Genomic DNA, 22,690 nt, shown 5'->3' with positions numbered 1-22,690 from the left:
GGGTGTCACGGGCGGCCGCCCACGCGGGTCACCGCCAGGGCCGCCGCCCGGCACCCGGCGCGGGCGGCCTCCGCCGGGTCCGCGCCCTCCAGCCGGGCCGCGAGGAAGCCACCGGTGAACGCGTCCCCGGCGCCCGTGGAGTCCACCGCCTCGACCGGCTCGGCCTCGACCTCGGCGGTGATCCGGCCGCGTTCGGCGACCAGCGCGCCCGCCGCGCCACGGGTCACCACCACCAGCGGCACCCGCCGGCTGAGTTCCTCCGCTGCCCTGGCCACCCCCGCCACCCCCGCCGGCTCCGGCAGCCCGGCCAGCAGCCGGGCCTCGTCCTCGTTAGGCAACAGCACGTCCGCCCCCGCCGCGGCGTCCAGGAAGCGCTGCGGTCCGAGGCCGGCCAGGAACCCGGCCGAGGCGGGGTCCACGCTCACCTGCACCCCCCGGGCCCGGGCCGCCCGCAGCGCGACCACGGCCAGCTCCCGGCTGCTGTCGGCGAAGAACAGATAACCGGACAGGTGCAGATGGGCCGCCCCGTCCAGCAGCGAGGGCGCCCAGTCGGCGGGGCACAGCCGCAGCGAAGCCCCGCTGTCGGTCAGGAACGTCCGCTCCGCGTCCTTGCCGACCAGCGCCACCACCGTCCCGGTCGGCTCCTGCGCGTCGACCACCAGCCGGGGCCGCACCCCCGCGTCCACCAGCGCCCGCTCGTGCCAGCGTGCCGACTCGGCGCCCACCCGTGCCAGGAGACGCACCTCCGCGGTCCCCGTACGGGCCGCCCAGCAGGCCGCGTTGGCCCCGGCCCCGCCCGGCAGGGTCCGGATGCGGGCAGCCGTGTCCGTGGCCGGAGCCAGCGGCTCCGGATGTCTGGCCACGACATCCGTCACCACGTCCCCGATGACGAGCAGCGCCCCCGGCCCGGTCATGCCCGGGCCGCCCAGGCCCCCGCGATCCGGGCGCCGAGCCGTACGTTGCCGCGTACCGCCGCCAGATTCGCCTCCAGCGAGGCCCCGCCCGTCGCCCGTGCCAGGAACCCCAGCAGGAACGGGGTCACCGCCTGGCCCGTGATCCCGCGCTCGCGGCACTCGGCGAGCGCCTCCGCCAGTACCCGGTCGTGCAGTTCGGGATCCAGCTGCTCCTCCCGCGCCACCGGATTGGCCACCAGCAGCGCCGAGTCCGCACCGCCCAGCGCGTCCTGGGCGGCCATCACCGCGGCGACCTCCTCGGGCCCGCGCACGCTCCAGTCCACCGGCTCACCCGAGTCGGCCAGATAGAACCCGGGGAAGCGGTCCGTCCCGTAGCCGAGCACCGCCACCCCGAGCGTCTCCAGCCGCTGCAGGGTGCCCGGTACGTCCAGGATCGACTTCACCCCCGCGCACACCACGGTGATCCGCGTCCGCGCCAGCAGCGACAGGTCCGCCGACTCGTCCTGTGTCTGCGCCCACTCCCGGTGTACGCCGCCCAGCCCGCCCGTGGCGAAAACCCGCAGACCCGCCCGGGCCGCGAGGAAGGCCGTCGCGGACACCGTCGTCGCGCCGGTCGCGCCCGTCGCCAGCGCGGGTGCCAGATCCCGGTGGCCGAGCTTGCGCACGCCCTCGCCGCCCGCGACCAGCTCCAGCTGCGCCTTGTCCAGGCCCGCGTACGCCACCCCGTCCACGACCGCGATCGTCGCCGGAACCGCGCCCTCCGCGCGGACCAGAGCCTCCAGTTCGAGTCCCACCGCCAGGTTGCGGGGGCGGGGCAGACCGTGCGCGATGATCGTCGACTCCAGGGCCACCACGGGCTTCCCCCGGGCGAGTGCCTCGCGTACCTCTGCCGACAGGACCGGGATCTCAGATGCTCTGCGCTGTGACATGTCCCCATCCATGGCACGGGATCGGCGCCCCCAAACGCTCTCCCGCCACACCCGTCACAACCTGTCCGAGTAGCGTTCCCCCACCACGTCACCGGGACCGGCCCCGGCGCCTTCCCGGACCGGCTCCCATCAGCCGGTACCGGCCGCCGGGCGCCCGGGGTGACGAACGCTGGACAGGGTGACTCGTCAGGCGGCCCGTCGCTGGACGCTGTGGTCACCGCGCCAGGGGCCGGCCCGCACTAGGCTGGCGCGCCATGAGCACCAGTGATCACTCCACCGCACCCGCCTCGTTCTCCGTCTCCGTCGCGGACGTCGAACTGGAGGCGGACGACCTCGACCCCGGGCAGATCGTCTCCGGCGAGCCCGTCGTGACGGGCAAGGTCCTGTGGGAGTCGGCGGACGGCAAGCAGGTGCGCGGGATCTGGCAGATCACCCCCGGTGTCGTCACCGACGTCGAGGCGAACGAGCTGTTCGTCGTGGTCAGCGGCCGCGCCACCGTCGAGGTCGAGGGCGGCGGGACCCTGGAGGTCGGCCCCGGCTCCGCCTGCGTGCTGCGCGAGGGCGACCGGACCACCTGGACCGTGCACGAGACGCTGCGCAAGGCCTACCACATCAGCTACTGACGCCCTTCGCGGACGCGGGCACCGGGTGGCGGCGCGCCGTGAACAGTGCGAGTGCCGCCATCGGAAGCAGCAGCGCGGCGCCGACGGCGTTCAGCCAGCCGTAGCCCGCCCCGGACATGATCAGCCCGGCGGCCGCTCCGCCCACGCCGGCGGCCGCGTTCATCGTGAGGTCGCTCAGCCCCTGTACGGCGGCCCGCGCGGGCTGCGGCACCGAGTCCGTCAGCAGGGCCGAACCGGACACCATCCCGGCGGACCAGCCGAGGCCGAGCAGGAAGAGCCCGAGCGCGCTGCGGCCGTGGCTCGGCCCGGCCGTTCCCGCGAGCAGCGCCGCGACGGACAGGAGCCCGGCGGCCAGTCCGATCACCGAAAGCCGGCCGAGCCGGTCCGCGAGCCAGCCCATGACGGGGGAGAAGGCGAACATGCCCGCGATGTGACCGCTGATCACCAGCCCGATGAGTTCCAGGCCGGCCCCGTGGTGGCTCAGGTCCACCGGGGTCATCACCATGATCGAGACCATGGTGGTGTGCGACACGGCGACGGTGAGCAGGGCGAGCCGGGCCCGTGGCGAGGCCTTCACGGCGGCGAGGCCGGCCCGCAGCGAGCGGCCTTCGCGGGTCTGTTCCTCGGGTGCGGCGAGCGCCCGGGCCGTCAGCAGCGGGTCGGGGCGCAGCAGTACGCCGATCAGCGTGCCGGTGAGCAGGAAGACGGCGGCGGCCCAGACGAACGGGCCGGCCGTCTCGGGTATCGCGGTTCCGGCGAAGCTGCGACTGGCCGGCGCGGACAGGTTCGGCCCGAGCACCGCGCCGATGGTCGAGGCCCACACCACGACCGAGATGGCCCGGGCCCGGTGGTCCGGGGCCGCGAGGTCCGCGGCGGCGAACCGGGCCTGCAGATTGGCGGAGGAGGCGGCGCCGAAGGCGGCCATGCCGAGCAGCAGCAGCGGGAAGCTCCTGATGGTGGCGGCGAGGACGACCAGCACCGCGCCGGCCGCACCGATCCCGTAGGCCAGGACCAGCCCGGGGCGACGGCCGCGCGCGTTCATCAGGGCGGCGAGCGGCAGCGAGACGAGGGCCGTGCCGATCACCGCGGCGGTGGAGGCGACGCCGGACAGCGCCTCGGTGCCGCTGACCTCGGTGGCGAGTACGGGAGCCAGGGCGATGCTGATCGGCACGCCGAGGCCGCCGAGGACCTGCCCGGCCATGAGGACCCGGGAGGTGCGGCGCTGCAGCCGGGCCAGCTCGGGCGCGTCGAGGGGCCGCACGGGCCGGTCGGTGCCGGGAGCGGCGGTCACGGCGTACACCGGCTTCGCGGGTGCGTGACACGGGGCGCGGAGGACGTGGGGAGGCCGGGTGCGGCGGCAGGAGTAGTCACCGCCGCAGTGTGCCAGCCCTTACCGCCCGGCGGAACCGTCCAGGAGCCCGGCCAGGAGCGTGCCCGCGCCCGGCCCGGCCGCGCTGCGACCGCGGCCCGGTCCGTGGGCCGAGCGCGGCCCGGTCCGTGGGACGGGTCCGCAGGTCAGAGCCCGGGTCAGAACAGCGGCTGCGGGAGAACGCCCTCCAGCGCGAGCAGCTGCCGCTTGGTCTCCACCCCACCGCCGAATCCGCCGATGCCCCCGTCGTTCTCCACGACCCGGTGGCAGGCCACCACCAGCGGCAGCGGGTTCGACCCCATGGCGTTGCCCACGGCCTGGGCGGCACCGGGCTGTCCGACGCGGGCGGCCAGCTCCCCGTAGCCGACGACCGATCCGTAGGGCACGGAGCGGTCCAGCTCGTGGAGCACCTGCCGGTTGAAGCCGGAGCTCAGGCGCCAGTCCAGCGGCAGCTCGAAGCGGCGCAGCGCCCCCCTGAAGTACGCGGTGAGCTGGCGTATCGGCTCGGCCAGCAGCACTTCCTCACCGGGCGCGGGGCGCCGGGCGTCGGCGCCGAGCCGGGAGACGAGCGGGCCGATCATCCTGTCGACCCGGTCCGGCTCGGCATGGAACTCGACCCGGACCAGACCCTCCGGGGTCGCGGCCAGGAGCAGGGGGCCGATGTCGCTGGCGACGACGGTCCATTCGAGGTGCGGCCCGCGGGGCCGCTCGGTGCTGTCCACGCGTCCACGGTACGACCACCCGCCGACACCGCGGTCGCGGTCGCGGAAGCCTGCCTGATCACCCGCCTCCCCACCTGCACGCCCGCCCCCACCGTCCGACCCGACCGGGCCGGGCCGGGGTCAGAACCCGCCGACCGCGTCCTGGACCACGTCCGGGGCGTTGGTGATGATCCCGTCCACCCCCATGTCCTGCACCTTCCGTGCCGTGGCCGCGTCGTCCACGATCCAGGTGTCGACCTCCATCGTCTTGCCGTGGGCGCCGCGCAGCCCGTGCACGGCCGAGACCCACTCGGCCGAGATCGTCGTGTGCCACGGGTTGATCCGGTCGGTGAACTCCGCGTAGTGCGGCAGGTCCGCCATGGTGGGGGTGCCCAGGAAGGCCGTCACCAGGTCCGGACGCAGCCCGTGCACGATGCGCACGGAGGCGGCGCTGAAACTCTGCACCACCAGGCGCTGCGCGACGTGGCGCGTGTCGAGCCAGCCGGCCTCCTCCAGCACCTTCAGGGTCTGCTCCTCGATCCCGGGGTAGAGCTCCGGCTTCTTGATCTCCAGCAGCAGCTTCTGCCGGTTGTGCTGTACCCGGTCGAGGTACTGCCGCAGGGTCGGTACCGAGGCGCCCGCGTACTCCTCGCCGAACCAGCTGCCCGCGTCCAGCAGGGCGATCTCGGCCGCAGTGAAGTCCTGGACCTTCCAGGGCGCGCGGTTCGGGAACCGCTGCTCGACGTCGGTGGTCCGGGCCAGGGTGTCGTCGTGGATCACCACCAGCACGCCGTCCCGGGTGCGCTGCACGTCGTTCTCGACCCAGTCGAAGCCCATCTGCCCCGCCAGGTCGATCGCGTCGAGGGTGTTCTCCGGGGCGTACGCGGAGGCCCCCCGGTGGGCGTACACGACGGGGCCCCCCAGTGCGGCCCGGCCGGTCGTGGCACCGGTGCCGGCGCCGGTCGCGGATCCGGGACCGGTGGCGGCGTACGAGGCCGTCCCGCCCAGCAAGGTGAGAGTGAAGCCCAGGAACGCGGCGGCGGCCGCGGCGGCGGGTCGGACGTACATGTGCGTTCTCCTCGGGTCGTGAGCCCTGTTCCTGCGTCAGACGGGTGCGGAGCGGCAGACGTTGTGGCGATGCACTTCACCGCGATCATGGGGTTGAAGATCACCGAGCCGCCACCGAACTACGACAAACGGACCAGAACGAATGACGCCGGTCCGGGCGGCCGGGAGCGGCCGGAGCGCGCCGCCGGCCCACGGGGGCACGTGAGTGTCAGTGGGGAGTCGTACGGTTGACCCATGCGGCCCGTATCGAAGATCGAACGCACGGTGGCGCCTTTCGAGGTCGTCAGCCCCTACCAGCCCAGCGGCGACCAGCCGGCGGCCATCGCCGAGCTGGAGAAGCGCATCCGTGCAGGTGAGAAGGACGTCGTCCTGCTGGGTGCGACCGGCACCGGCAAGTCGGCGACGACCGCCTGGATGATCGAGAAGCTCCAGCGCCCCACCCTGGTCATGGCGCCGAACAAGACGCTCGCCGCCCAGCTGGCGAACGAGTTCCGCGAGCTCCTGCCGAACAACGCCGTCGAGTACTTCGTCTCGTACTACGACTACTACCAGCCCGAGGCCTACGTACCGCAGTCGGACACGTACATCGAGAAGGACTCCTCGATCAACGAGGAGGTGGAGCGGCTGCGCCACTCCGCGACGAACTCGCTCCTGACCCGGCGCGACGTGATCGTCGTCGCCTCCGTGTCCTGCATCTACGGTCTCGGTACCCCGCAGGAGTACGTCGACCGGATGGTCTCCCTCAAGGTGGGCGAGGAGACCGACCGGGACCAGCTGCTGCGCCGTTTCGTGGACATCCAGTACACCCGCAACGACGTCGCCTTCACCCGCGGCACCTTCCGCGTGCGCGGGGACACGATCGAGATCTTCCCGGTCTACGAGGAACTGGCCGTCCGCATCGAAATGTTCGGCGACGAGATCGAGGCCCTCTCCACCCTGCACCCGCTGACCGGCGAGGTCATCAGCGAGGACCGCGAGCTGTACGTCTTCCCCGCCAGCCACTACGTCGCCGGCCCCGAGCGCATGGAGAAGGCGGTCCGCGGCATCGAGGCGGAGCTGACCGAGCGCCTCGCCGAGCTGGAGAAGCAGGGCAAGATGCTGGAGGCGCAGCGGCTGCGCATGCGCACCACGTACGACCTGGAGATGATGCGCCAGATCGGCTCCTGCTCCGGCATCGAGAACTACTCGCTGCACATGGACGACCGCGAGCGCGGCTCCGCGCCCAACACGCTCATCGACTACTTCCCGGAGGACTTCCTCCTGGTCATCGACGAGTCGCACGTCACCGTGCCGCAGATCGGCGCCATGTACGAGGGTGACGCCTCCCGCAAGCGCACCCTGGTCGACCACGGCTTCCGGCTGCCGTCCGCCCTGGACAACCGGCCGCTGAAGTGGGAGGAGTTCCAGGAGCGCATCGGCCAGACCGTCTACCTGTCGGCGACGCCCGGAAAGTACGAGCTCTCGCGCGGCGACGGCTTCGTCGAACAGATCATCCGCCCCACCGGCCTCATCGACCCCGAGGTCGTGGTCAAGCCGACCGAGGGGCAGATCGACGACCTGGTCCACGAGATCCGGCAGCGGGTCGAGAAGGACGAGCGGATCCTCGTCACCACCCTCACCAAGAAGATGGCCGAGGACCTCACGGACTACTTCCTGGAGCTCGGCATCCAGGTGCGGTACCTGCACAGCGACGTGGACACCCTGCGCCGCATCGAGCTGCTGCGCGAGCTGCGGGCCGGCGAGTACGACGTCCTGGTCGGCATCAACCTGCTCCGTGAGGGCCTGGACCTGCCCGAGGTGTCCCTGGTGGCGATCCTCGACGCCGACAAGGAGGGCTTCCTGCGCTCGGGGACCTCCCTGATCCAGACCATCGGCCGCGCCGCGCGCAACGTGTCCGGCCAGGTCCACATGTACGCGGACAAGATGACCCCGGCGATGGAGAAGGCCATCGACGAGACCAACCGGCGCCGCGAGAAGCAGATCGCCTACAACACGGCGAACGGGATCGACCCGCAGCCGCTGCGCAAGAAGATCAACGACATCGTCGCCACCATCGCCCGCGAGGAACTGGACACCGAGGAGCTCCTCGGTACCGGCTACCGGCAGGCCAAGGAGGGCAAGGGCGCCAAGGCCCCGGTGCCGGCGCTCGGCGGCCGGGCGGCCCTGGGCAAGACCGGTGGAAAGGGCGCGAAGGGGGCGAAGGGCGCCGCGGGCGCCGAGCTGCCGACCGACCGGCCCGCAGCCGAACTGGCCGCGCTCATCGAGCAGATGACCGAGCGCATGCGCGGGGCGGCCGCCGAGCTCCAGTTCGAGGTCGCGGCCCGGATCCGGGACGAGGTGGGCGAGCTGAAGAAGGAGTTGCGGCAGATGAAGGAAGCGGGCCTCGCCTGACCGGGGGCCGGTCAGTAGGGTTGGGTCACAGCCGCAGGTACACGCTGCACGCCCGCCGTATGGCGGGCCAGGGAGAGGGGACAGTACGTGACGGTCAACATGACCAAGGGTCAGGCCATCAGTCTGCAGAAGGCGGACGGAGGCACGCTGACCGCGGTCCGTATGGGCCTCGGCTGGCAGGCGGCGAAGCGCCGCGGACTGTTCGGCTCGCGGACGCGGGAGATCGACCTCGACGCCTCGGCGGTGCTCTTCGCCGACAAGCAGCCCGTCGACGTGGTCTTCTTCCGGCACCTGCAGAGCGACGACGGCTCCGTGCGCCACACCGGTGACAACCTCGTGGGCGGCGTCGGCCAGGGCGGGGACGACGAGGCGATCCTCGTCGACCTCCAGCGCGTGCCGGTCCACATCGACCAGATCGTCTTCACGGTGAACTCCTTCACCGGCCAGACGTTCCAGGAAGTGCAGAACGCGTTCTGCCGCATCGTCGACGAGACCAACGGCCAGGAGCTGGCCCGGTACACCCTCGACGGCGGCGGTCAGTACACCGCGCAGATCATGGCCAAGGTGTCCCGCTCGGGCGCCGGCTGGCAGATGACGGCCCTGGGGAACCCGGCCAACGGCCGCACCTTCCAGGACCTCATGCCGGCGATCCTGCCGCACCTGTAGCAGTACCGGACAAGAGAAGAAGGCACGGGGGAGGGGCTGCACGATGACGGCCGAACTGGTCCGGGGGCAGAACCACCCCGTGTCCCAGAGCCGGGTGGAGATCAGGGTCTCGGCGGGTACGCCGGTGCTCACCCTGGCCACGCTCGCCGACGAACAGGGCCGGCTCGCCGGCAACGGGATACTCGCCCACCCGGGCGCCAGGTCCCTCCCCGGCGTCGAGTCGCCGGGCGAGCTCGCCGAGCGGCACACCTTCCCCGTCGACCTCGACGAGGTCGCGGCGGACGTTCACCGGCTCGGCGTACTGCTCGTCCTCCCGCCCGGCGGCCCGGTCCGCTTCGGCGCGGTACCGGCCGCCTACGTGGCCGTGGCCGACCCGGGGGGCGCCGAGCTCGCCGGTTACACGATGACCGGGCTCGACGCCGAGACGGCCGTCGTCGCCCTTGAGCTGTACCGGCGCCAGGGCGCCTGGAAGGTCCGCGCCGTGGGCCAGGGCTACGCCGAGGGCCTCGGCGCCCTGCTCGCCGACGGCGGGCTGCCCGCACCGGCCGCCGCTGAGCTGGCCGCCGCCGCGCTCGGTACGACGCCCCGCACCGCGGGCGCCGACGCCACCCTCGCGGCCATGCCGACCCTCGTCGGTGACCTGCGCGCCCCGCAGACCCCGGCGCAGCCCCCCGCTCCCGCCCCCGAACCGCCGGACCCGGTCCCCGTCTCCGGACACCCGTACGCCGGTACGCCCGGACCCGCGCCCGGTGGTGACACCGGGGGCGCCCCGCCCACCATCAGCTACGCCCACCCGCGGCGCCGCCGCGCCAGTACGGAGCCGCCCGAGCCCGCGCCGCGGGCCGCCACACCCCAGGAGCCCGGACAGCACCCGCGGCCCGTCGCCGGGGACGCCAGCGGCTGGTCCATGGAGGAGCGGCTCTACAACCAGGTCTGGGGGATGTTCGAGGATCTGGCCCGCACGGTCGCCGCCTACCGCAGTGCCGTGGAGTTCGCGGACTCCCGCATGGACCGCGAGCTCGACGAGGCGCTGTCCGACCCCCGCCACCGCCTCGGCGGTTCCGGGAACGCCGCCCGTGACACCGCGCGGGCCCGCCGCGAGGAGCTCGTCGCCCAGGCCCAGGCCGTCCTCGACCGGGACCTGGCCCAGCTGATCGCCGAGTCCGAGGTGGTCGAGCCCGCGCTGCCGGCCGCCTACGCCCGCTGGGACAATCCCGTCTGGCACGGTCACCGCACGCCCGAGGAGAGCCCGCTGGCCCTGCGTCTGGGGGACCTGCACCTGCCCGAGCGGCCCGATCTGCGCATCCCCATGCTGACCCGGGTCCCGCTGGAGCGCGGACTCTGGATCGACAACGGCCGCACCGGCTCCGAGGCCGCGATGACCATGGACACCGACCGGCTGCGCCGCGTCGCCATGGACATGGCCGTCGCCCTGGCGGTCCGGCTGCTCGCCGTCCACCCCGCCGACCGGTTCTCCGTGCACGTCATCGACGCGGCCGGGGCCGGATCCGCCTCCCTGGCGCCGCTCGTCCGCGCCGGGGTGCTGGCCGGCCCGCCCGCCGCCGGGGCCACCGGGGTCACCCAGACCCTGGCCCGGCTCACCCGGAGGGTGGACCTCGTACAGATGGCGCTGCGGGCCGGTGCCCCCGAGGACCTGCCGCCGGACGTGGACACGGCCGACCAGCTGCTGATCGTGCATGACTTCCCGCACGGCTTCGACGACCGCGCCGTCACCCAGCTGCGCTACCTCGCCGACGAGGGCGCGGCGGTCGGCGTGCACCTGCTGATGGTCGCGGACCGGGACGAGGCCTCGGCCTACGGGCCGCTGCTGGACCCGCTGTGGCGCTCCCTGATGCGGCTTTCTCCGGTGCCCGACAACCACCTCGCCGACCCCTGGGTCCATCACGCCTGGACCTTCGAACCGGACCTGCCGCCCCAGGGGAGCAGGGTCCTCGACCAGGCACTGGACCGAGTCGCGGAGGCCCGGCACCGTACCCGTCCGTGACCATTCTTTGGTGTTCCCTTTACCTTTATCGCCTTCAGCGGGTAAGCTCGTCCGTGCGGAGGGGAGTATTCCTGCTTTCCAGCTACGGCGTACCCGTCAATACGGACCACTGCGGTGAGAAGAGCGCAGACGGTCCCGGGGCGCCGGCCCACGGCCTCCAGGCCGCCCGGGTGGAAGAGACCTCCGGCAGCGATGACGCTGACGAAGTGCTGAGCCATCCGCCGGAGGCGTGTTCACCATGGAAGTTTCCTGGGCCCTTTGGGCTGCGACCATTCTCGGTCTGTCCCTCCTCATCGGTGCCGACTTCTTCATCGGCCGCAAACCCCACGACGTGTCGATCAAGGAGGCCGGCACCTGGACGGTCGTCTGGATCGTCCTCGCCGGACTCTTCGGCGTCGGCCTGTGGTTCTTCGGCAACCCCCAGGCGTCCCAGGAGTTCTTCGCGGGCTTCATCACCGAGAAGTCGCTGAGCGTCGACAACCTCTTCGTGTTCGTCCTGATCATGGCGAAGTTCGCGGTGCCGTCCCACCTGCAGCAGCGCGTGCTGCTCATCGGCGTGCTGATCGCCCTGGTCCTGCGTGCGGTGTTCATCGCCGCCGGCGCCGCGATCATCGCCAGCTTCTCCTGGGTCTTCTACATCTTCGGCGCGTTCCTGATCTACACCGCGTGGAAGCTGATCCAAGAGGCCCGCAAGGACGAGGACGACGAGGAGTTCGAGGAGAACCGTCTCCTCAAGTCCGTCGAGAAGAAGTTCGGCGTCGCCGACCGGTACCACGGCACCAAGCTCTTCATCGTCAGCAACGGCAAGCGCGTGCTGACCCCGCTGATGATCGTCATGCTCGCCATCGGCACCACCGACGTGCTGTTCGCCCTGGACTCCATCCCGGCGATCTTCGGCCTCACCCAGGACCCGTACATCGTCTTCACGGCCAACGCCTTCGCGCTCATGGGCCTGCGCCAGCTGTACTTCCTCATCGGCGGTCTGCTGAAGAAGCTGGTCCACCTCAGCTACGGCCTGTCGATCATCCTCGGTTTCATCGGCGTCAAGCTGGTGCTGCACGCCCTGCACGAGAACGGCGTCCACGTCCCGGTGATCTCGATCCCGGTCTCCCTCGGCGTCATCTGCGGTGTCCTGGTCATCACCACGATCACCAGCCTGATGGCCTCGAAGAAGCAGGCGGCGGCCGAGGCCGCCGCCCGCTCGGAGAGCATCGACGCGTAACCGGATCCGACAGCTCCAACGGATCCGACGGGTCCGAGAGATCTAACGGGTCTGCACGGGGGCGGCCGCTTCGGCCGCCCCCGTTTCCGTCGTCCGGCGGGGAGCCGCCGGCTTCGACACGACCGCCGGACCGGTCTCCGGCAGCAGTGCGAAGCAGACCAGGCTGACCAGGGAGATCCCGGTCAGGTACAGCGCGACCCCCCAGGGCGGACCGGAACCGTCCGCCAGCGCCGTCGCCACGATCGGGGTCAGCGCCCCGCCCAGCACACCACCCAGGTTGTAGCCGACGGCCGCGCCCGTGCAGCGGATCCGTGGCGCGTACAGCTCGGGCAGGTAGGCGGCCACCACCGAGAACATCGTGACCATGCCCAGCAGTGCGCCGGTGAAGCCGACGGTCATCAGCAGTGGATCGGCCGTTCGCAACAGCGCCACCAGCGGGAACATCCACACCACGCAGATCGCACACCCGATCAGGCACAGCGGCCGCCGCCCGTAGCGGTCGCCGAGCATCGCGATCAGCGGAGTCACCAGGCCCTTGATCGCGACCGCCACCATGATGCAGGCCAGCATCGCCGTGCGGCCCACCGAGAGGTGCTCGGTGGCGTACGCGAGGGACCAGGTGGTGACCGCGTAGAAGACGGCGTACCCCACGGCGAGCGCCCCGCCGGTCAGCAGGAGCAGCCGCCAGTGGCCCCGGAACACCTCGGCCAGCGGGGCCTCGGCCCGCCGGTCCGTGGCGGCGAGCGCCCGGAACTGCGGGGTCTCCTCCACCGAGCGGCGCAGCCACAGCCCGGCCAGCGCCAGCACCCCGGCCGCCCAGAACGGCACCCGCCACCCCCAGGCGGTGAACTGGGCATCGGTCAGCGACGCGGACAGCCCCAGCATCAGGCCGTTGGCGAGCAGGAAGCCCGCGGCCGGGCCCATCTGCGGGAAGCTCGACCAGAGCCCGCGCCGCCGCTCGGGGGCGTGCTCGGCGGTCAGCAGTACGGCACCACCCCATTCCCCGCCCAGCCCGAGGCCCTGCAGGAAGCGCAGCAGGAGCAGGAGTACGGGCGCGGCCATGCCGATCGAGCCGTACGTCGGCACGCAGCCGACGGCCACCGTGGCGAGGCCGGTGAGCAGGAGGGAGGCGAGCAGCACGGGGCGCCTGCCGTAGCGGTCGCCGATGTGGCCGAAGACCGCCGAACCGAGCGGGCGGGCCAGGAAGCCGACGCCGAAGGTGCCGAAGGCGGCGAGGGTTCCGGCGAGCGGGGAGAAGGAGGGGAAGAAGAGCGGGCCGAGCACGAGGGCGGCGGCCGTCCCGTACACGAAGAAGTCGTAGAACTCGATCGCGGTCCCGGCGAGCGAGGCCGTGGCGAGCCGCAGCATGCCAGGCCCGGCGGAGCTGACCGTGTCGTCGGCTTCGAGGGCTTCGAGGGGCTCGGCGGCCCGGGCGGGAGACGGCGCGCGGGACGCCGCGGGAGGCGTGGCGGGGGGACGGGCGGAGGGCGCCCGGGGCGGGGACGGGTCGTGTGGCATGCCGCACCAGATACCCGTTCCCCGCCCCTCAGGGCGTGGGTTCGGCCGCAAGCGACCGGAAGGAGTGCGTCGCGTCGTGAAGTTGACGCGTTGCGGCGCCTACCAGCCGCGCTCGCGCCACTCGGCCAGGTGCGGACGCTCGGCGCCGAGGGTGGTGTCGTTGCCGTGTCCCGGGTAGACCCAGGTCTCGTCCGGCAGCTGCTCGAAGATCTTGTGCTGCACGTCGTCGATGAGGCTGGCGAAGGCCTTCGGGTCGTCGTGCGTGTTGCCGACGCCGCCCGGGAAGAGGCAGTCGCCGGTGAAGACGTGCGCGTGCCCGTGCGGGTCGTCGTAGACCAGGGCGATCGAGCCCGGGGTGTGGCCCACGAGGTGGCGGGCGGTCAGGCTGACCCGGCCGACCGTGATCGTGTCCCCGTCGGCGACGAGCACGTCGGTCGCCACCGGGATGCCCTCGGCGTCGAGCGCGCCCGCGTAGGTGCGCGCACCGGTCGCCTCGACCACCTCGGCGAGCGCGCCCCAGTGGTCACCGTGCTGGTGCGTGGTGACCACGGAGGCGATGCCGTCGTCGCCGATCAGGCTGAGCAGGGTGCCCGCCTCGGCGGCCGCGTCGATGAGCAGCTGCTCGTCGGTGGCGCGGCAGCGCAGCAGGTAGGCGTTGTTGTTCATCGGGCCCACCGCGACCTTGGAAATCATCAGGTCCGCAAGTTCGTGCACGTCGGCGGGACCGCCGACCTTGACCTCTCCGGTGTACGTCATGCCTTGATCCTAGAGCGGGGGGAGTTCGGGCAGGGCGTCTCCGGCCTCGATGGCGAGGTGGGCGCCCTTGAGGCCGCGGCCGGCCAGCCAGCCGAGCAGGTCGTCCCCGGCGCCGCTGAGGGTCACCGGGGTGCCCTCGGTGCCGCCGGTGCGCGCGACGAAGGTGCCGTCCGAGTACTGGAGGGTGACCGGCGGGACCTCGGGGCGGCCGGACCAGCGGTCGGCGAGGAAGGCGATCTCGCGCTCGGTGAACTCGTCCGGGAGGTCGGAGAGCTCGTAGCCGATGTTCAGGTCGACGTGGTGCAGGTCGACCTCGACCCAGCGGCGGAAGGGCACGTTGGCGGCGAGGTCGGTGACGCCGTTGCGCAGCTCGACCGTGCGGGACCAGTCCTGGTCGGGCTCGGTGGTGGCGATGAAGCGGGCCGCGGAATCACGGAGGTCCGTCAGGTGTTCTTCCAGGGGCCGGCCGGCGTCGCGCTCGATGTCCGCGTCACGGGCGGAGGCGCTCTCGTACATCGGGCGTCCCTCGAAGACGTTGACGAGCGCGTCCGCGTTGCGTGCGAGGTGGGCCAGGATGTGGCCGCGGGTCCAGCCCGGGAGGTGTGACTCCTCGGCGAGGGCCGCGTTGTCCAGTTTCGCGACAGCGGTCAGCAGCCGGTCCGTGGCTTCACGTACAGATCGCAGGTCGTGCACATGATCAGTCATGACGGCGAGCCTAGTGGCTCACCGCTCGCCACCACACGATTGGGTGAAGCGGTCTGCGGAGTGCCGTAAATCGAATGTGCGTGCTATACGCTCGGAAGTCCAAGGACCAAGTCCATCGCAGAGGCGCCCCCCATACCCTGGGACGGGGGCCCGTGCCCCCGCTCTCTCAAGAAAGGTGCGGACCGGCGTGACCGACCGTCTCATCGTTCGTGGCGCTCGCGAGCACAACCTGAAGAACGTCTCGCTCGACCTGCCCCGCGACTCACTCATCGTCTTCACCGGACTCTCCGGGTCGGGCAAGTCCTCCCTGGCCTTCGACACGATCTTCGCCGAGGGCCAGCGCCGCTACGTCGAGTCGCTCTCGTCGTACGCCCGCCAGTTCCTCGGGCAGATGGACAAGCCCGACGTCGACTTCATCGAGGGCCTCTCCCCGGCCGTCTCGATCGACCAGAAGTCGACCTCGCGCAACCCGCGCTCGACCGTGGGCACCATCACCGAGGTCTACGACTACCTCCGCCTCCTCTTCGCCCGCATCGGCAAGCCGCACTGCCCCGAGTGCCGCCGGCCCATCTCGCGCCAGTCGCCGCAGGCCATCGTCGACAAGGTGCTCGCGCTCCCCGAGGGCAGCCGCTTCCAGGTGCTCTCGCCGCTGGTGCGTGAGCGCAAGGGTGAGTTCGTCGACCTCTTCGCCGATCTCCAGACCAAGGGCTACAGCCGGGCGCGGGTGGACGGGGAGACCATCCAGCTCTCCGAGCCGCCCACGCTGAAGAAGCAGGAGAAGCACACCATCGAGGTGGTCATCGACCGCCTCACCGTCAAGGAGAGCGCCAAGCGTCGGCTCACCGACTCCGTGGAGACCGCCCTCGGCCTCTCCGGCGGCATGGTGATCCTCGACTTCGTCGACCTCGCCGAGGACGACCCCGAGCGTGAGCGGATGTACTCCGAGCACCTCTACTGCCCCTATGACGACCTGTCCTTCGAGGAGCTGGAGCCGCGCTCCTTCTCCTTCAACTCGCCCTTCGGCGCCTGTCCCGAGTGCACGGGTATCGGTACGCGCATGGAGGTGGACCCGGAACTGATCGTCCCGGACGAGGACAAGTCCCTGGACGAGGGCGCGGTCTCGCCGTGGTCGCTCGGCCACACCAAGGACTACTTCCAGCGGCTGATCGGCGCGCTCGCCGGGGAGCTGGGCTTCCGCACCGACATCGCGTGGGCCGGACTGCCGGCCCGCGCGAAGAAGGCCCTGCTGTACGGGCACAAGACGCAGATCGAGGTCCGCTACCGCAACCGGTACGGGCGGGAGCGGGCGTACACGACGGCCTTCGAGGGCGCAGTGCCCTTCGTCAAGCGGCGGCACGCGGAGTCGGAGAGCGACGCCAGCCGTGAGCGCTTCGAGGGCTACATGCGCGAGGTGCCCTGCCCGACCTGTGAGGGCACCCGCCTCAAGCCGATCGTGCTCGCCGTGACGGTGATGGAGAAGTCCATCGCCGAGGTCGCCGCCATGTCGATCAGCGAGTGCGCGGACTTCCTGGGACGGATGCGGCTCGACGCCCGCGACAAGAAGATCGCCGAGCGGGTCCTCAAGGAGGTCAACGAACGGCTCCGCTTCCTCGTGGACGTCGGTCTCGACTACCTCTCGCTCAACCGGGCCGCCGGCACGCTGTCGGGCGGCGAGGCCCAGCGCATCCGGCTCGCCACCCAGATCGGCTCCGGCCTCGTCGGCGTGCTCTACGTGCTGGACGAGCCGTCCATCGGTCTGCACCAGCGGGACAACCACCGGCTGATCGAGACCCTGGTGCGGCTGCGGGACATGGGCAACACGCTCATCGTGGTCGAGCACGACGAGGACACCATCAAGGTGGCCGACTGGGTCGTGGACATCGGTCCCGGCGCGGGCGAGCACGGCGGCAAGGTCGTGCACAGCGGTTCGCTGAAGGAACTGCTGAAGAACACCGAGTCGATGACCGGCCAGTACCTGTCGGGCAAGAAGTCCATCGAGATCCCGGACGTCCGCCGGCCCGTGAACGGGGAGCGCAAGCTGACCGTCCACGGCGCCAAGGAGAACAACCTGCGGGACATCGACGTGTCCTTCCCGCTGGGTGTGCTGACCGCCGTGACCGGGGTGTCGGGCTCCGGCAAGTCGACGCTGGTCAACGACATCCTCTACACGCACCTGGCGCGCGAGCTGAACGGCGCCCGCTCGGTGCCGGGCCGGCACACCCGCGTCGACGGCGACGAGCTCGTCGACAAGGTCGTGCACGTCGACCAGTCGCCGATCGGCCGCACCCCGCGGTCCAATCCGGCCACGTACACCGGTGTCTTCGACCACGTGCGCAAGCTGTTCGCCGAGACGATGGAGGCGAAGGTGCGCGGCTATCTGCCGGGCCGCTTCTCCTTCAACGTGAAGGGCGGCCGGTGCGAGAACTGCGCCGGTGACGGCACCATCAAGATCGAGATGAACTTCCTGCCGGACGTCTACGTCCCCTGCGAGGTCTGCCACGGCGACCGGTACAACCGGGAGACGCTGGAGGTCCACTACAAGGGCAAGTCCATCGCGGAAGTCCTGAACATGCCGATCGAAGAGGCACTGGGCTTCTTCGAGGCGGTGCCGACGATCGCGCGCCACCTCAAGACGCTCAACGAGGTCGGGCTGGGCTACGTCCGCCTCGGCCAGTCCGCGCCGACCCTGTCGGGTGGTGAGGCGCAGCGCGTGAAGCTGGCCTCCGAGCTGCAGAAGCGGTCGACGGGCCGCACGGTCTACGTGCTGGACGAGCCGACCACGGGTCTGCACTTCGAGGACATCTCGAAGCTGATCAAGGTGCTGTCGGGGCTGGTGGACAAGGGGAACTCGGTGATCGTCATCGAGCACAACCTGGACGTCATCAAGACCGCGGACTGGGTCATCGACATGGGCCCGGAAGGTGGCTACGGCGGCGGCCTGGTGGTGGCCGAAGGCACGCCGGAGGCGGTGGCCTCGGTGGGCGCCAGCCACACCGGCAAGTTCCTGAGGGACATCCTGGGCGCGGACCGGGTCTCCGACGCGGGGGCGTCCCCGGTGCGGGCCGCGGCGAAGAAGGCCCCGGCCAAGAAGGCTCCCGCCAAGAAGGCCCCGGCGAAGAAGGCCGTGGCCACCAAGGCGGCGGCCGCGAAGAAGACCGCCCCGGCGAAGAAGACGACGACCCGGACCCCCAAGGCGTAACCGCCGAGAGGCGTTCGTGAGCGGTTCGCGTACGACGGAAGGGTCCGGCCGACGGCCGGACCCTTCCGCGTCCGCCCGAGCGGCGGCGGACGCCACCGCGGGCCGAGCCGAGCAGGGCCGAGCGGCTCCCGTCAGAGCTCCGCCGCGTACGGCGGCTCCGCGCCCGCCCGCGTGCAGGTCAGGGCTGCCGCGTGGGCGGCGTATGACAGCACCTCCGGCCAGTCCACCGGGCCGCCCGGCACCAGGGCGAGCCGGTGCAGCAGAGCGGCGTTGACGGTGTCGCCCGCGCCGATCGTGTCCACCACCGGCACCGCGCGCGCCGCCGCCGCGTACTGCCCGCCCTCCCGCGTCCAGGCCGTCAGGCCCGCCGCGCCCCGGGTCAGCACCACCGCCGAAGGCCCGGCAGCCAGCCAGTCCTCGACCCGGCCGCCCAGCCAGGCCGCGTCCTCCTCCGACAGCTTGAGGACACGCGTGTGCGGCAGCAGCCGTTCCAGGAAGCGGATGCGGTACGCCGCCGGGTCCGCGATCAGCGCCGGCCGGATGTTGGGGTCCAGCAGGGTGAGCACCCCGCGCCCCGACTCCCGGCGCAGCAGGGCCTCGTACGCGCTCGCGCCCGGTTCCAGGACCAGCGAGCAGGTGCCGAGCGCGAGCGCCCGTACCCCGTCCGGGAGGGCGGGCGGCAGTGTGAACAGCCGGTCCGCGGTGCCCCCGACGTAGAAGCCGTACGAGGCCGAGCCGTCCGGGGCCAGCGAGGGCACGGCGAGCGTGGTCGGCTCCGGTCCGCGCTGGACCAGCGACAGGTCCACCCCGGCGGCCCGCAGCCCGGCCAGCAGACTCTCGCCGAAACCGTCCGACGAGACCCGCGAGCAGAAAGCCACCTCGGCGCCGAGCCGGCCGAGCGCCAGCGCGGTGTTGTACGGTCCGCCGCCCGGCCGGGGCAGCAGCGCCCCGGGCGGCTGCGCCACGGGCACCAGGTCGATGAGGGCTTCTCCGCCGACGACGATCACGCGGGGGAAGCTACCTCATGGGACGGAGGTATCGTCGGGTGGGCCGGTGCCCCGGCCGGGTTCCGGCCCGCGCCCCGCCCCGCACCCCCTTCCCCACGTGCCCGCACCCCGTTCCGCAGCTCAGGAGAACCGCATGCCCGCGCCGCAGTCGCCCGCCCGCCGTACCGTCCTCAAGGGCGCCGCCGCGCTCGCCGGGGCCGCGGGCGCCGGAGCGACCCTCGCGGCCTGCTCCACCGAGACCAACAGCGGGGGCCACACCCCCGCCACCCCCACCGCGCCGGTGGACCTGGGCGCCGCGGCCGACGTCCCGGTGGGCGGCGCGAAGCTGTACCGGGAGAACAAGCTGGTCGTCAGCTGCCCCGCCGAGGGCGAGTACCGGGCCTTCAGTGCCCAGTGCACGCACGCCGGCTGCGTCCTGGACAAGATCGACGAGGGCGAGGGGAACTGCCCCTGCCACGGCAGCCGCTTCGACGTGAAGACCGGCAAGGTCCTGCGCGGTCCGGCCTCCGCCCCGCTGCCCGCCGTCCCGGTCCGGGCCGAGAACGGCCGGCTCGTCGCCGGCTGACCCCCGCCCGGGCCCGAGCCCGTGCCGGCACCCGACCGGGCCGGGGCCCGCGCCCGCCCCGGGCCCGTCGCGCCCGCCCCGCGCCCGCCGCCGGGCCCGCCGCGCCCGTCGCGCGCGCAGCGCCCGACCTCAGTCCCAGTCCCAGGCGATCCCGAGGATTCCGCGCCGCACCGACTGCTCCACCAGGTGCACCGCCCGGTGCCGGCCGCTGGGCGTCAGGTCCACGAGGCCGGTGCGCGGGGCCCCGGGCCCGCCCCGGGCGAAGCGGCGGCAGCGCACCGGCAGGGCCGCCTCGTCGAAGCTGACCTGGAGCATGTACTGCCCGCCGGCGTAGCTGAACCCGCGGACGTACTCGCCGCTGCGGGCTCCGGTCCCGTCCTCGATCCCGTAACCGAAGACGTGGGTGTCCCCGCGCCGCAGCCGCGCGTCGAAGAGCAGCTCGGCGACCACCACCCCGGACTCAGGGTGGCACCGCACCCGGCCCGTGCGGCAGTTCTCGTACGCCGCCACGCGCATCCGCGACACGTCGCAGCCCGGGTCGCCGTGGTGGACGGCCAGGTAGCGGTCGACGCCGTCGCGGTGGGCCCGGACGATCTGCTGCGACTCGCGGACCCGCAGCTCACCGGCCGGTCCGATGCGGACCCGCTCGTGGTGGCCGACCGAGTGCAGCCCTCCGTCGGGCGGCAGGTCCAGCCCGTCCAGCAGCCGTTCCACGGTCCCGCCCATGCTGAACAGCGCCCGGTACGAGCGGGTGGGCGGGCGCGCGGGACCGGGTCCGGCATCCTCGGCGGCCAGCAGGCGCAGGAGGGCGCCGTCGGGCAGTTCCAGGATCCGTTCCAGCGCGGTGACCGCCCGCAGCGACTCCGGGTGACGGGGCCGCCGGGCGCCCTGCTGCCAGTAACTGAGGCTGGTCACGCCGACCTTGATGCCCTGTGCCGCCAGTCGGTGCTGGACCCGGTGCAGGGGCAGTCCGCGCGCGGCGAGGGCGGCGCGCAGGGCGAGGTGGAAGGGGCCGCCGCGCAGCAGCCGGCCGAGTTCCGCCGTGTCCTCGGTGGGCCGCATGGCGACTCCTTCGTGAACGTTCACACGGGCCGGCACGGGGGATCGCGGCGGCGGCTCCGGGGGACCAGGTGACACGGCAGCATCCGTTCACACCGCAGCCCCACCGTTCACACAGCAATGTCACCGCGTATTGAAGCGTGTTGACCTGATCGCGACAACTGTCTGATGCTCCTGAACAGCGTCCGGACGCGCTCCTCCACCCCCCACACCCCACACCGGGAGGAACGCGATGCGCAACCGAAACCGGCGGCGATCCCCAGCCGCCGACCGTCTCACCGCCGTACTCACCGCTCTGCTGTTCACCCTGCCCCTCGGTGCCGGCACCGCCACCGCCGCCGAGGCCGGCACCGATTCCGCCCTCGCCGCCAAGCGCCTGAACATCACCATGCAGGCGCAGCAGAAGACCAACTGGTGCTGGGCCGCCGGCGGCAACACCATCGCCACCTGGTTCGGCCGGAACCACAGCCAGAACCAGTTCTGCAACGCCGCCTTCAACCGTCAGCAGGGCAGCGAATGCCCGAACAACCAGGCCACCCTGGGCAACGTCCAGACCGGACTGCGCTGGGCCGGTATCAACCCCGGCTCGTACGTCAGCGGCTGGCTCCAGTACTCCACCGTCCAGACGGAGATCAACGCCAACCGGCCCGTCGAGACCCGCATCCAGTGGTCGAACGGCGGCGGTCACATGCACGTCGTCTACGGCTACGACACCGCGAGCAACTGGGTCTACTGGGGAGACCCCTGGCCCTCCAGCGACCGCTACAACTGGGCCTCGCACGCCTGGTACGTGAACAACAGCAGCTTCTCCTGGACCCACTCCCTCTACCGGATCGGGGCGTGAGCGCCATGACCCCGCGCGTATCGGCCGCCGCAGCCGTCCTCGCCGCCACCGCCCTCCTCGGCCTCGCCCCGCAGGCCGCCGCCGCTCCCGGGGGCCCGGTGCCGCAGCCCCCGGCCGCCACCGCCGAGAACACGGCCGCCGCCGCGCGGGCGGCCGCCGCCCCGGACACCCTGGCCACCCTCTCCCGCTTCTTCGCCCGCGAGGGCAAGGTCTCCCCCGCCGCCGCGCAGCCCCGGATCGAGGGCGAGGCGATACCGGTCAACCACCTCTCCCCGGAGTTCGTCGCCGGCAGAGCGGGCGCGGCCGTCGCCCGCCTGGAGTTCCTCGCCAGCGAGGCCGTCTCCTCCGACGGGCAGCGGGCCGCGCTGTGGACCGCGCGGACGGAGGCGGGCTGGGAGGTCGTGAACATCGCCACCGGCGACGACGAGTTCCGCTATGCCCGGCTGGGTGCGCAGAGGCTGCCCGGCGGGACGGTGTTCCGGGAGCCGCAGATCGACGCCTGGTACGTGGCCGGGGGCGGGCGGGTGCTGCCGCTGGACAAGGACGCGGTACGGGCCGTCGGCGCCGGCGGGACGAGCCTGGCCGCGTATCGCGTGCGCGTCGTCAAGGCGTACGGGGACAAGCTGCCGGGCTCCGCGTATGCGGAGGGCGGCATGGCGGGAGGCTATGCCGAGGGCGGCGCGGAGGCCGATGCGGCGCCGGTCGCCGTGGCCGCCGCTGCCCATGCCGGCGCCGGTGCCGAGGGCGCGCCGGTGCCGTGGGTGGCCGGGGCCGGTGCGCTGGTGCTCGGGGTGCTGGGCGTGGCCGCCGTCCGGCGATCCCGCCGGGCGGGTGCGCCGGCCTGAGCGGCTGAACTCCGCCCGCGGGGCCCGGCCCGACCCCCACCTCGGGGCCGGGCCCTGCGGGCGGCTCTCCCCGCCCCGCCCTCTCGCCGTCTCCCGGGCTCCGCCCGGACCCGCGCCTCAAACGCCGGCGAGGCTGGAAGACCGGGGCGCTGCCCCGCACCCCGCAGCCCGCGCCTCAAGCGCCGGTGGGGCTGGATCTGCCCGGTGGGGCTGGAAGACCGGGGCGCCGACCCGCACCCCGCACCCCGCGCTTCGAACGTCAGAGGCTGAAAATCCAGCCTCGCCGGCGTTTGAGGCGCGGGTC

Annotated in this window: 19 protein-coding genes; 9 read left to right on the top strand and 10 right to left on the bottom strand. The window is 72.5% G+C overall.

What is annotated here, in order from left to right:
- Nucleotides 1-5 precede the first annotated feature (5 nt).
- Nucleotides 6-914: a carbohydrate kinase family protein gene (locus DEJ51_RS07845; RefSeq protein ID WP_150256939.1), complete on the bottom strand. Its 909-nt coding sequence runs from the start codon at nt 912-914 to the stop codon at nt 6-8.
- Nucleotides 911-1,843 carry a pseudouridine-5'-phosphate glycosidase gene (locus tag DEJ51_RS07840; RefSeq protein WP_150256938.1) on the bottom strand — a complete coding sequence of 311 codons (933 nt, stop codon included), beginning with the start codon at nt 1,841-1,843 and terminating at the stop codon, nt 911-913. Before DEJ51_RS07840 ends, DEJ51_RS07845 begins: the two co-directional genes overlap by 4 nt.
- Before the next feature lie 254 nt (nt 1,844-2,097).
- On the opposite strand from DEJ51_RS07840, the gene DEJ51_RS07835 reads away from it, so the two are divergent.
- Nucleotides 2,098-2,466, top strand: a complete 369-nt coding sequence (locus DEJ51_RS07835) for a cupin domain-containing protein (RefSeq protein ID WP_150256937.1) — start codon at nt 2,098-2,100, stop codon at nt 2,464-2,466.
- On the opposite strand, the gene DEJ51_RS07830 is transcribed toward DEJ51_RS07835, so the two are convergent.
- From DEJ51_RS07830 to DEJ51_RS07820, 3 genes are all read right to left on the bottom strand, one after another.
- A complete protein-coding gene (locus tag DEJ51_RS07830; protein WP_150261754.1) occupies nt 2,456-3,667 on the bottom strand; it encodes an MFS transporter in 1,212 nt (403 codons plus the stop codon). The two genes, DEJ51_RS07835 and DEJ51_RS07830, sit on opposite strands and share 11 nt — an antisense overlap.
- 326 nt (nt 3,668-3,993) lie before the next feature.
- Nucleotides 3,994-4,557 (bottom strand): methylated-DNA--[protein]-cysteine S-methyltransferase, encoded by a 564-nt coding sequence (locus DEJ51_RS07825; protein WP_150256936.1) that lies wholly within the window; start codon nt 4,555-4,557, stop codon nt 3,994-3,996.
- A gap of 120 nt (nt 4,558-4,677) precedes the next feature.
- Nucleotides 4,678-5,604 carry a glycerophosphodiester phosphodiesterase gene (locus DEJ51_RS07820; RefSeq protein ID WP_150256935.1) on the bottom strand — a complete coding sequence of 309 codons (927 nt, stop codon included), beginning with the start codon at nt 5,602-5,604 and terminating at the stop codon, nt 4,678-4,680.
- A gap of 234 nt (nt 5,605-5,838) precedes the next feature.
- On the opposite strand from DEJ51_RS07820, the gene uvrB reads away from it, so the two are divergent.
- From uvrB to DEJ51_RS07800, 4 genes are all read left to right on the top strand, one after another.
- Nucleotides 5,839-7,995, top strand: a complete 2,157-nt coding sequence (gene uvrB, locus DEJ51_RS07815) for an excinuclease ABC subunit UvrB (RefSeq protein ID WP_150256934.1) — start codon at nt 5,839-5,841, stop codon at nt 7,993-7,995.
- Between the two features lie 87 nt (nt 7,996-8,082).
- The gene (locus tag DEJ51_RS07810; RefSeq protein WP_030010820.1) at nt 8,083-8,661 is read left to right on the top strand and encodes a TerD family protein; all 579 of its coding nucleotides are present in this window, start codon (nt 8,083-8,085) and stop codon (nt 8,659-8,661) included.
- A 43-nt stretch (nt 8,662-8,704) separates the two neighbouring features.
- Nucleotides 8,705-10,666, top strand: a complete 1,962-nt coding sequence (locus tag DEJ51_RS07805) for a TerD family protein (protein ID WP_150256933.1) — start codon at nt 8,705-8,707, stop codon at nt 10,664-10,666.
- A gap of 238 nt (nt 10,667-10,904) precedes the next feature.
- A complete protein-coding gene (locus DEJ51_RS07800; RefSeq protein ID WP_150256932.1) occupies nt 10,905-11,888 on the top strand; it encodes a TerC/Alx family metal homeostasis membrane protein in 984 nt (327 codons plus the stop codon).
- A 42-nt stretch (nt 11,889-11,930) separates the two neighbouring features.
- Here DEJ51_RS07800 and DEJ51_RS07795 read toward each other — a convergent pair whose 3' ends face one another.
- The 3 genes from DEJ51_RS07795 to DEJ51_RS07785 form a co-directional block, all read right to left on the bottom strand.
- Nucleotides 11,931-13,256 carry an MFS transporter gene (locus tag DEJ51_RS07795; protein ID WP_150261753.1) on the bottom strand — a complete coding sequence of 442 codons (1,326 nt, stop codon included), beginning with the start codon at nt 13,254-13,256 and terminating at the stop codon, nt 11,931-11,933.
- Between the two features lie 249 nt (nt 13,257-13,505).
- Entirely contained in the window at nt 13,506-14,162 is a 657-nt protein-coding gene (locus DEJ51_RS07790) for an MBL fold metallo-hydrolase (protein ID WP_150256931.1), read from the bottom strand.
- A 9-nt stretch (nt 14,163-14,171) separates the two neighbouring features.
- Entirely contained in the window at nt 14,172-14,867 is a 696-nt protein-coding gene (locus DEJ51_RS07785; RefSeq protein ID WP_150256930.1) for a maleylpyruvate isomerase family mycothiol-dependent enzyme, read from the bottom strand.
- A gap of 187 nt (nt 14,868-15,054) precedes the next feature.
- Between DEJ51_RS07785 and uvrA the strand changes: the two genes are divergently transcribed.
- Nucleotides 15,055-18,066 (top strand): excinuclease ABC subunit UvrA, encoded by a 3,012-nt coding sequence (gene uvrA, locus DEJ51_RS07780; RefSeq protein ID WP_150256929.1) that lies wholly within the window; start codon nt 15,055-15,057, stop codon nt 18,064-18,066.
- A 131-nt stretch (nt 18,067-18,197) separates the two neighbouring features.
- Here the strand turns inward: uvrA and DEJ51_RS07775 are convergent, their stop codons facing one another.
- On the bottom strand, nt 18,198-19,073 hold the full coding sequence (locus tag DEJ51_RS07775) for a carbohydrate kinase family protein (RefSeq protein ID WP_150256928.1): 876 nt from the start codon (nt 19,071-19,073) through the stop codon (nt 18,198-18,200).
- A gap of 133 nt (nt 19,074-19,206) precedes the next feature.
- On the opposite strand from DEJ51_RS07775, the gene DEJ51_RS07770 reads away from it, so the two are divergent.
- Complete coding sequence (locus DEJ51_RS07770; protein WP_150256927.1) at nt 19,207-19,638, top strand: Rieske (2Fe-2S) protein; 432 nt, start codon at nt 19,207-19,209, stop codon at nt 19,636-19,638.
- A gap of 129 nt (nt 19,639-19,767) precedes the next feature.
- Here DEJ51_RS07770 and DEJ51_RS07765 read toward each other — a convergent pair whose 3' ends face one another.
- Nucleotides 19,768-20,700 (bottom strand): hypothetical protein, encoded by a 933-nt coding sequence (locus tag DEJ51_RS07765; RefSeq protein ID WP_150256926.1) that lies wholly within the window; start codon nt 20,698-20,700, stop codon nt 19,768-19,770.
- Nucleotides 20,701-20,929: 229 nt separating this feature from the next.
- On the opposite strand from DEJ51_RS07765, the gene DEJ51_RS07760 reads away from it, so the two are divergent.
- Both DEJ51_RS07760 and DEJ51_RS07755 read left to right on the top strand, forming a co-directional pair.
- Nucleotides 20,930-21,541 carry a papain-like cysteine protease family protein gene (locus DEJ51_RS07760; protein WP_150256925.1) on the top strand — a complete coding sequence of 204 codons (612 nt, stop codon included), beginning with the start codon at nt 20,930-20,932 and terminating at the stop codon, nt 21,539-21,541.
- Between the two features lie 5 nt (nt 21,542-21,546).
- Nucleotides 21,547-22,386, top strand: coding sequence for a hypothetical protein (locus tag DEJ51_RS07755; protein ID WP_150261752.1), 840 nt, complete (start codon nt 21,547-21,549; stop codon nt 22,384-22,386).
- Nucleotides 22,387-22,690 lie beyond the last annotated feature (304 nt).

Origin of the sequence: Streptomyces venezuelae (assembly GCF_008642275.1) — a bacterium.
In the GTDB taxonomy this organism is placed as follows: domain Bacteria; phylum Actinomycetota; class Actinomycetes; order Streptomycetales; family Streptomycetaceae; genus Streptomyces; species Streptomyces venezuelae_E.
The sequence above is the reverse complement of the archived record's forward strand: the minus strand, read 5'-3'. Positions and strand labels throughout refer to the sequence as shown.

Coding starts and splice junctions, on each gene's coding strand:
- DEJ51_RS07845 (WP_150256939.1), bottom strand. CDS start 914: ATGACCGGGCCGGGGGCGCTGCTCGTCATCGGGGACGTGGTGACGGAT.
- DEJ51_RS07840 (WP_150256938.1), bottom strand. CDS start 1,843: ATGTCACAGCGCAGAGCATCTGAGATCCCGGTCCTGTCGGCAGAGGTA.
- DEJ51_RS07835 (WP_150256937.1), top strand. CDS start 2,098: ATGAGCACCAGTGATCACTCCACCGCACCCGCCTCGTTCTCCGTCTCC.
- DEJ51_RS07830 (WP_150261754.1), bottom strand. CDS start 3,667: ATGGCCGGGCAGGTCCTCGGCGGCCTCGGCGTGCCGATCAGCATCGCC.
- DEJ51_RS07820 (WP_150256935.1), bottom strand. CDS start 5,604: ATGTACGTCCGACCCGCCGCCGCGGCCGCCGCCGCGTTCCTGGGCTTC.
- uvrB (WP_150256934.1), top strand. CDS start 5,839: ATGCGGCCCGTATCGAAGATCGAACGCACGGTGGCGCCTTTCGAGGTC.
- DEJ51_RS07805 (WP_150256933.1), top strand. CDS start 8,705: ATGACGGCCGAACTGGTCCGGGGGCAGAACCACCCCGTGTCCCAGAGC.
- DEJ51_RS07800 (WP_150256932.1), top strand. CDS start 10,905: ATGGAAGTTTCCTGGGCCCTTTGGGCTGCGACCATTCTCGGTCTGTCC.
- DEJ51_RS07795 (WP_150261753.1), bottom strand. CDS start 13,256: ATGCTGCGGCTCGCCACGGCCTCGCTCGCCGGGACCGCGATCGAGTTC.
- DEJ51_RS07790 (WP_150256931.1), bottom strand. CDS start 14,162: ATGACGTACACCGGAGAGGTCAAGGTCGGCGGTCCCGCCGACGTGCAC.
- DEJ51_RS07785 (WP_150256930.1), bottom strand. CDS start 14,867: ATGACTGATCATGTGCACGACCTGCGATCTGTACGTGAAGCCACGGAC.
- DEJ51_RS07770 (WP_150256927.1), top strand. CDS start 19,207: ATGCCCGCGCCGCAGTCGCCCGCCCGCCGTACCGTCCTCAAGGGCGCC.
- DEJ51_RS07765 (WP_150256926.1), bottom strand. CDS start 20,700: ATGCGGCCCACCGAGGACACGGCGGAACTCGGCCGGCTGCTGCGCGGC.
- DEJ51_RS07760 (WP_150256925.1), top strand. CDS start 20,930: ATGCGCAACCGAAACCGGCGGCGATCCCCAGCCGCCGACCGTCTCACC.
- DEJ51_RS07755 (WP_150261752.1), top strand. CDS start 21,547: ATGACCCCGCGCGTATCGGCCGCCGCAGCCGTCCTCGCCGCCACCGCC.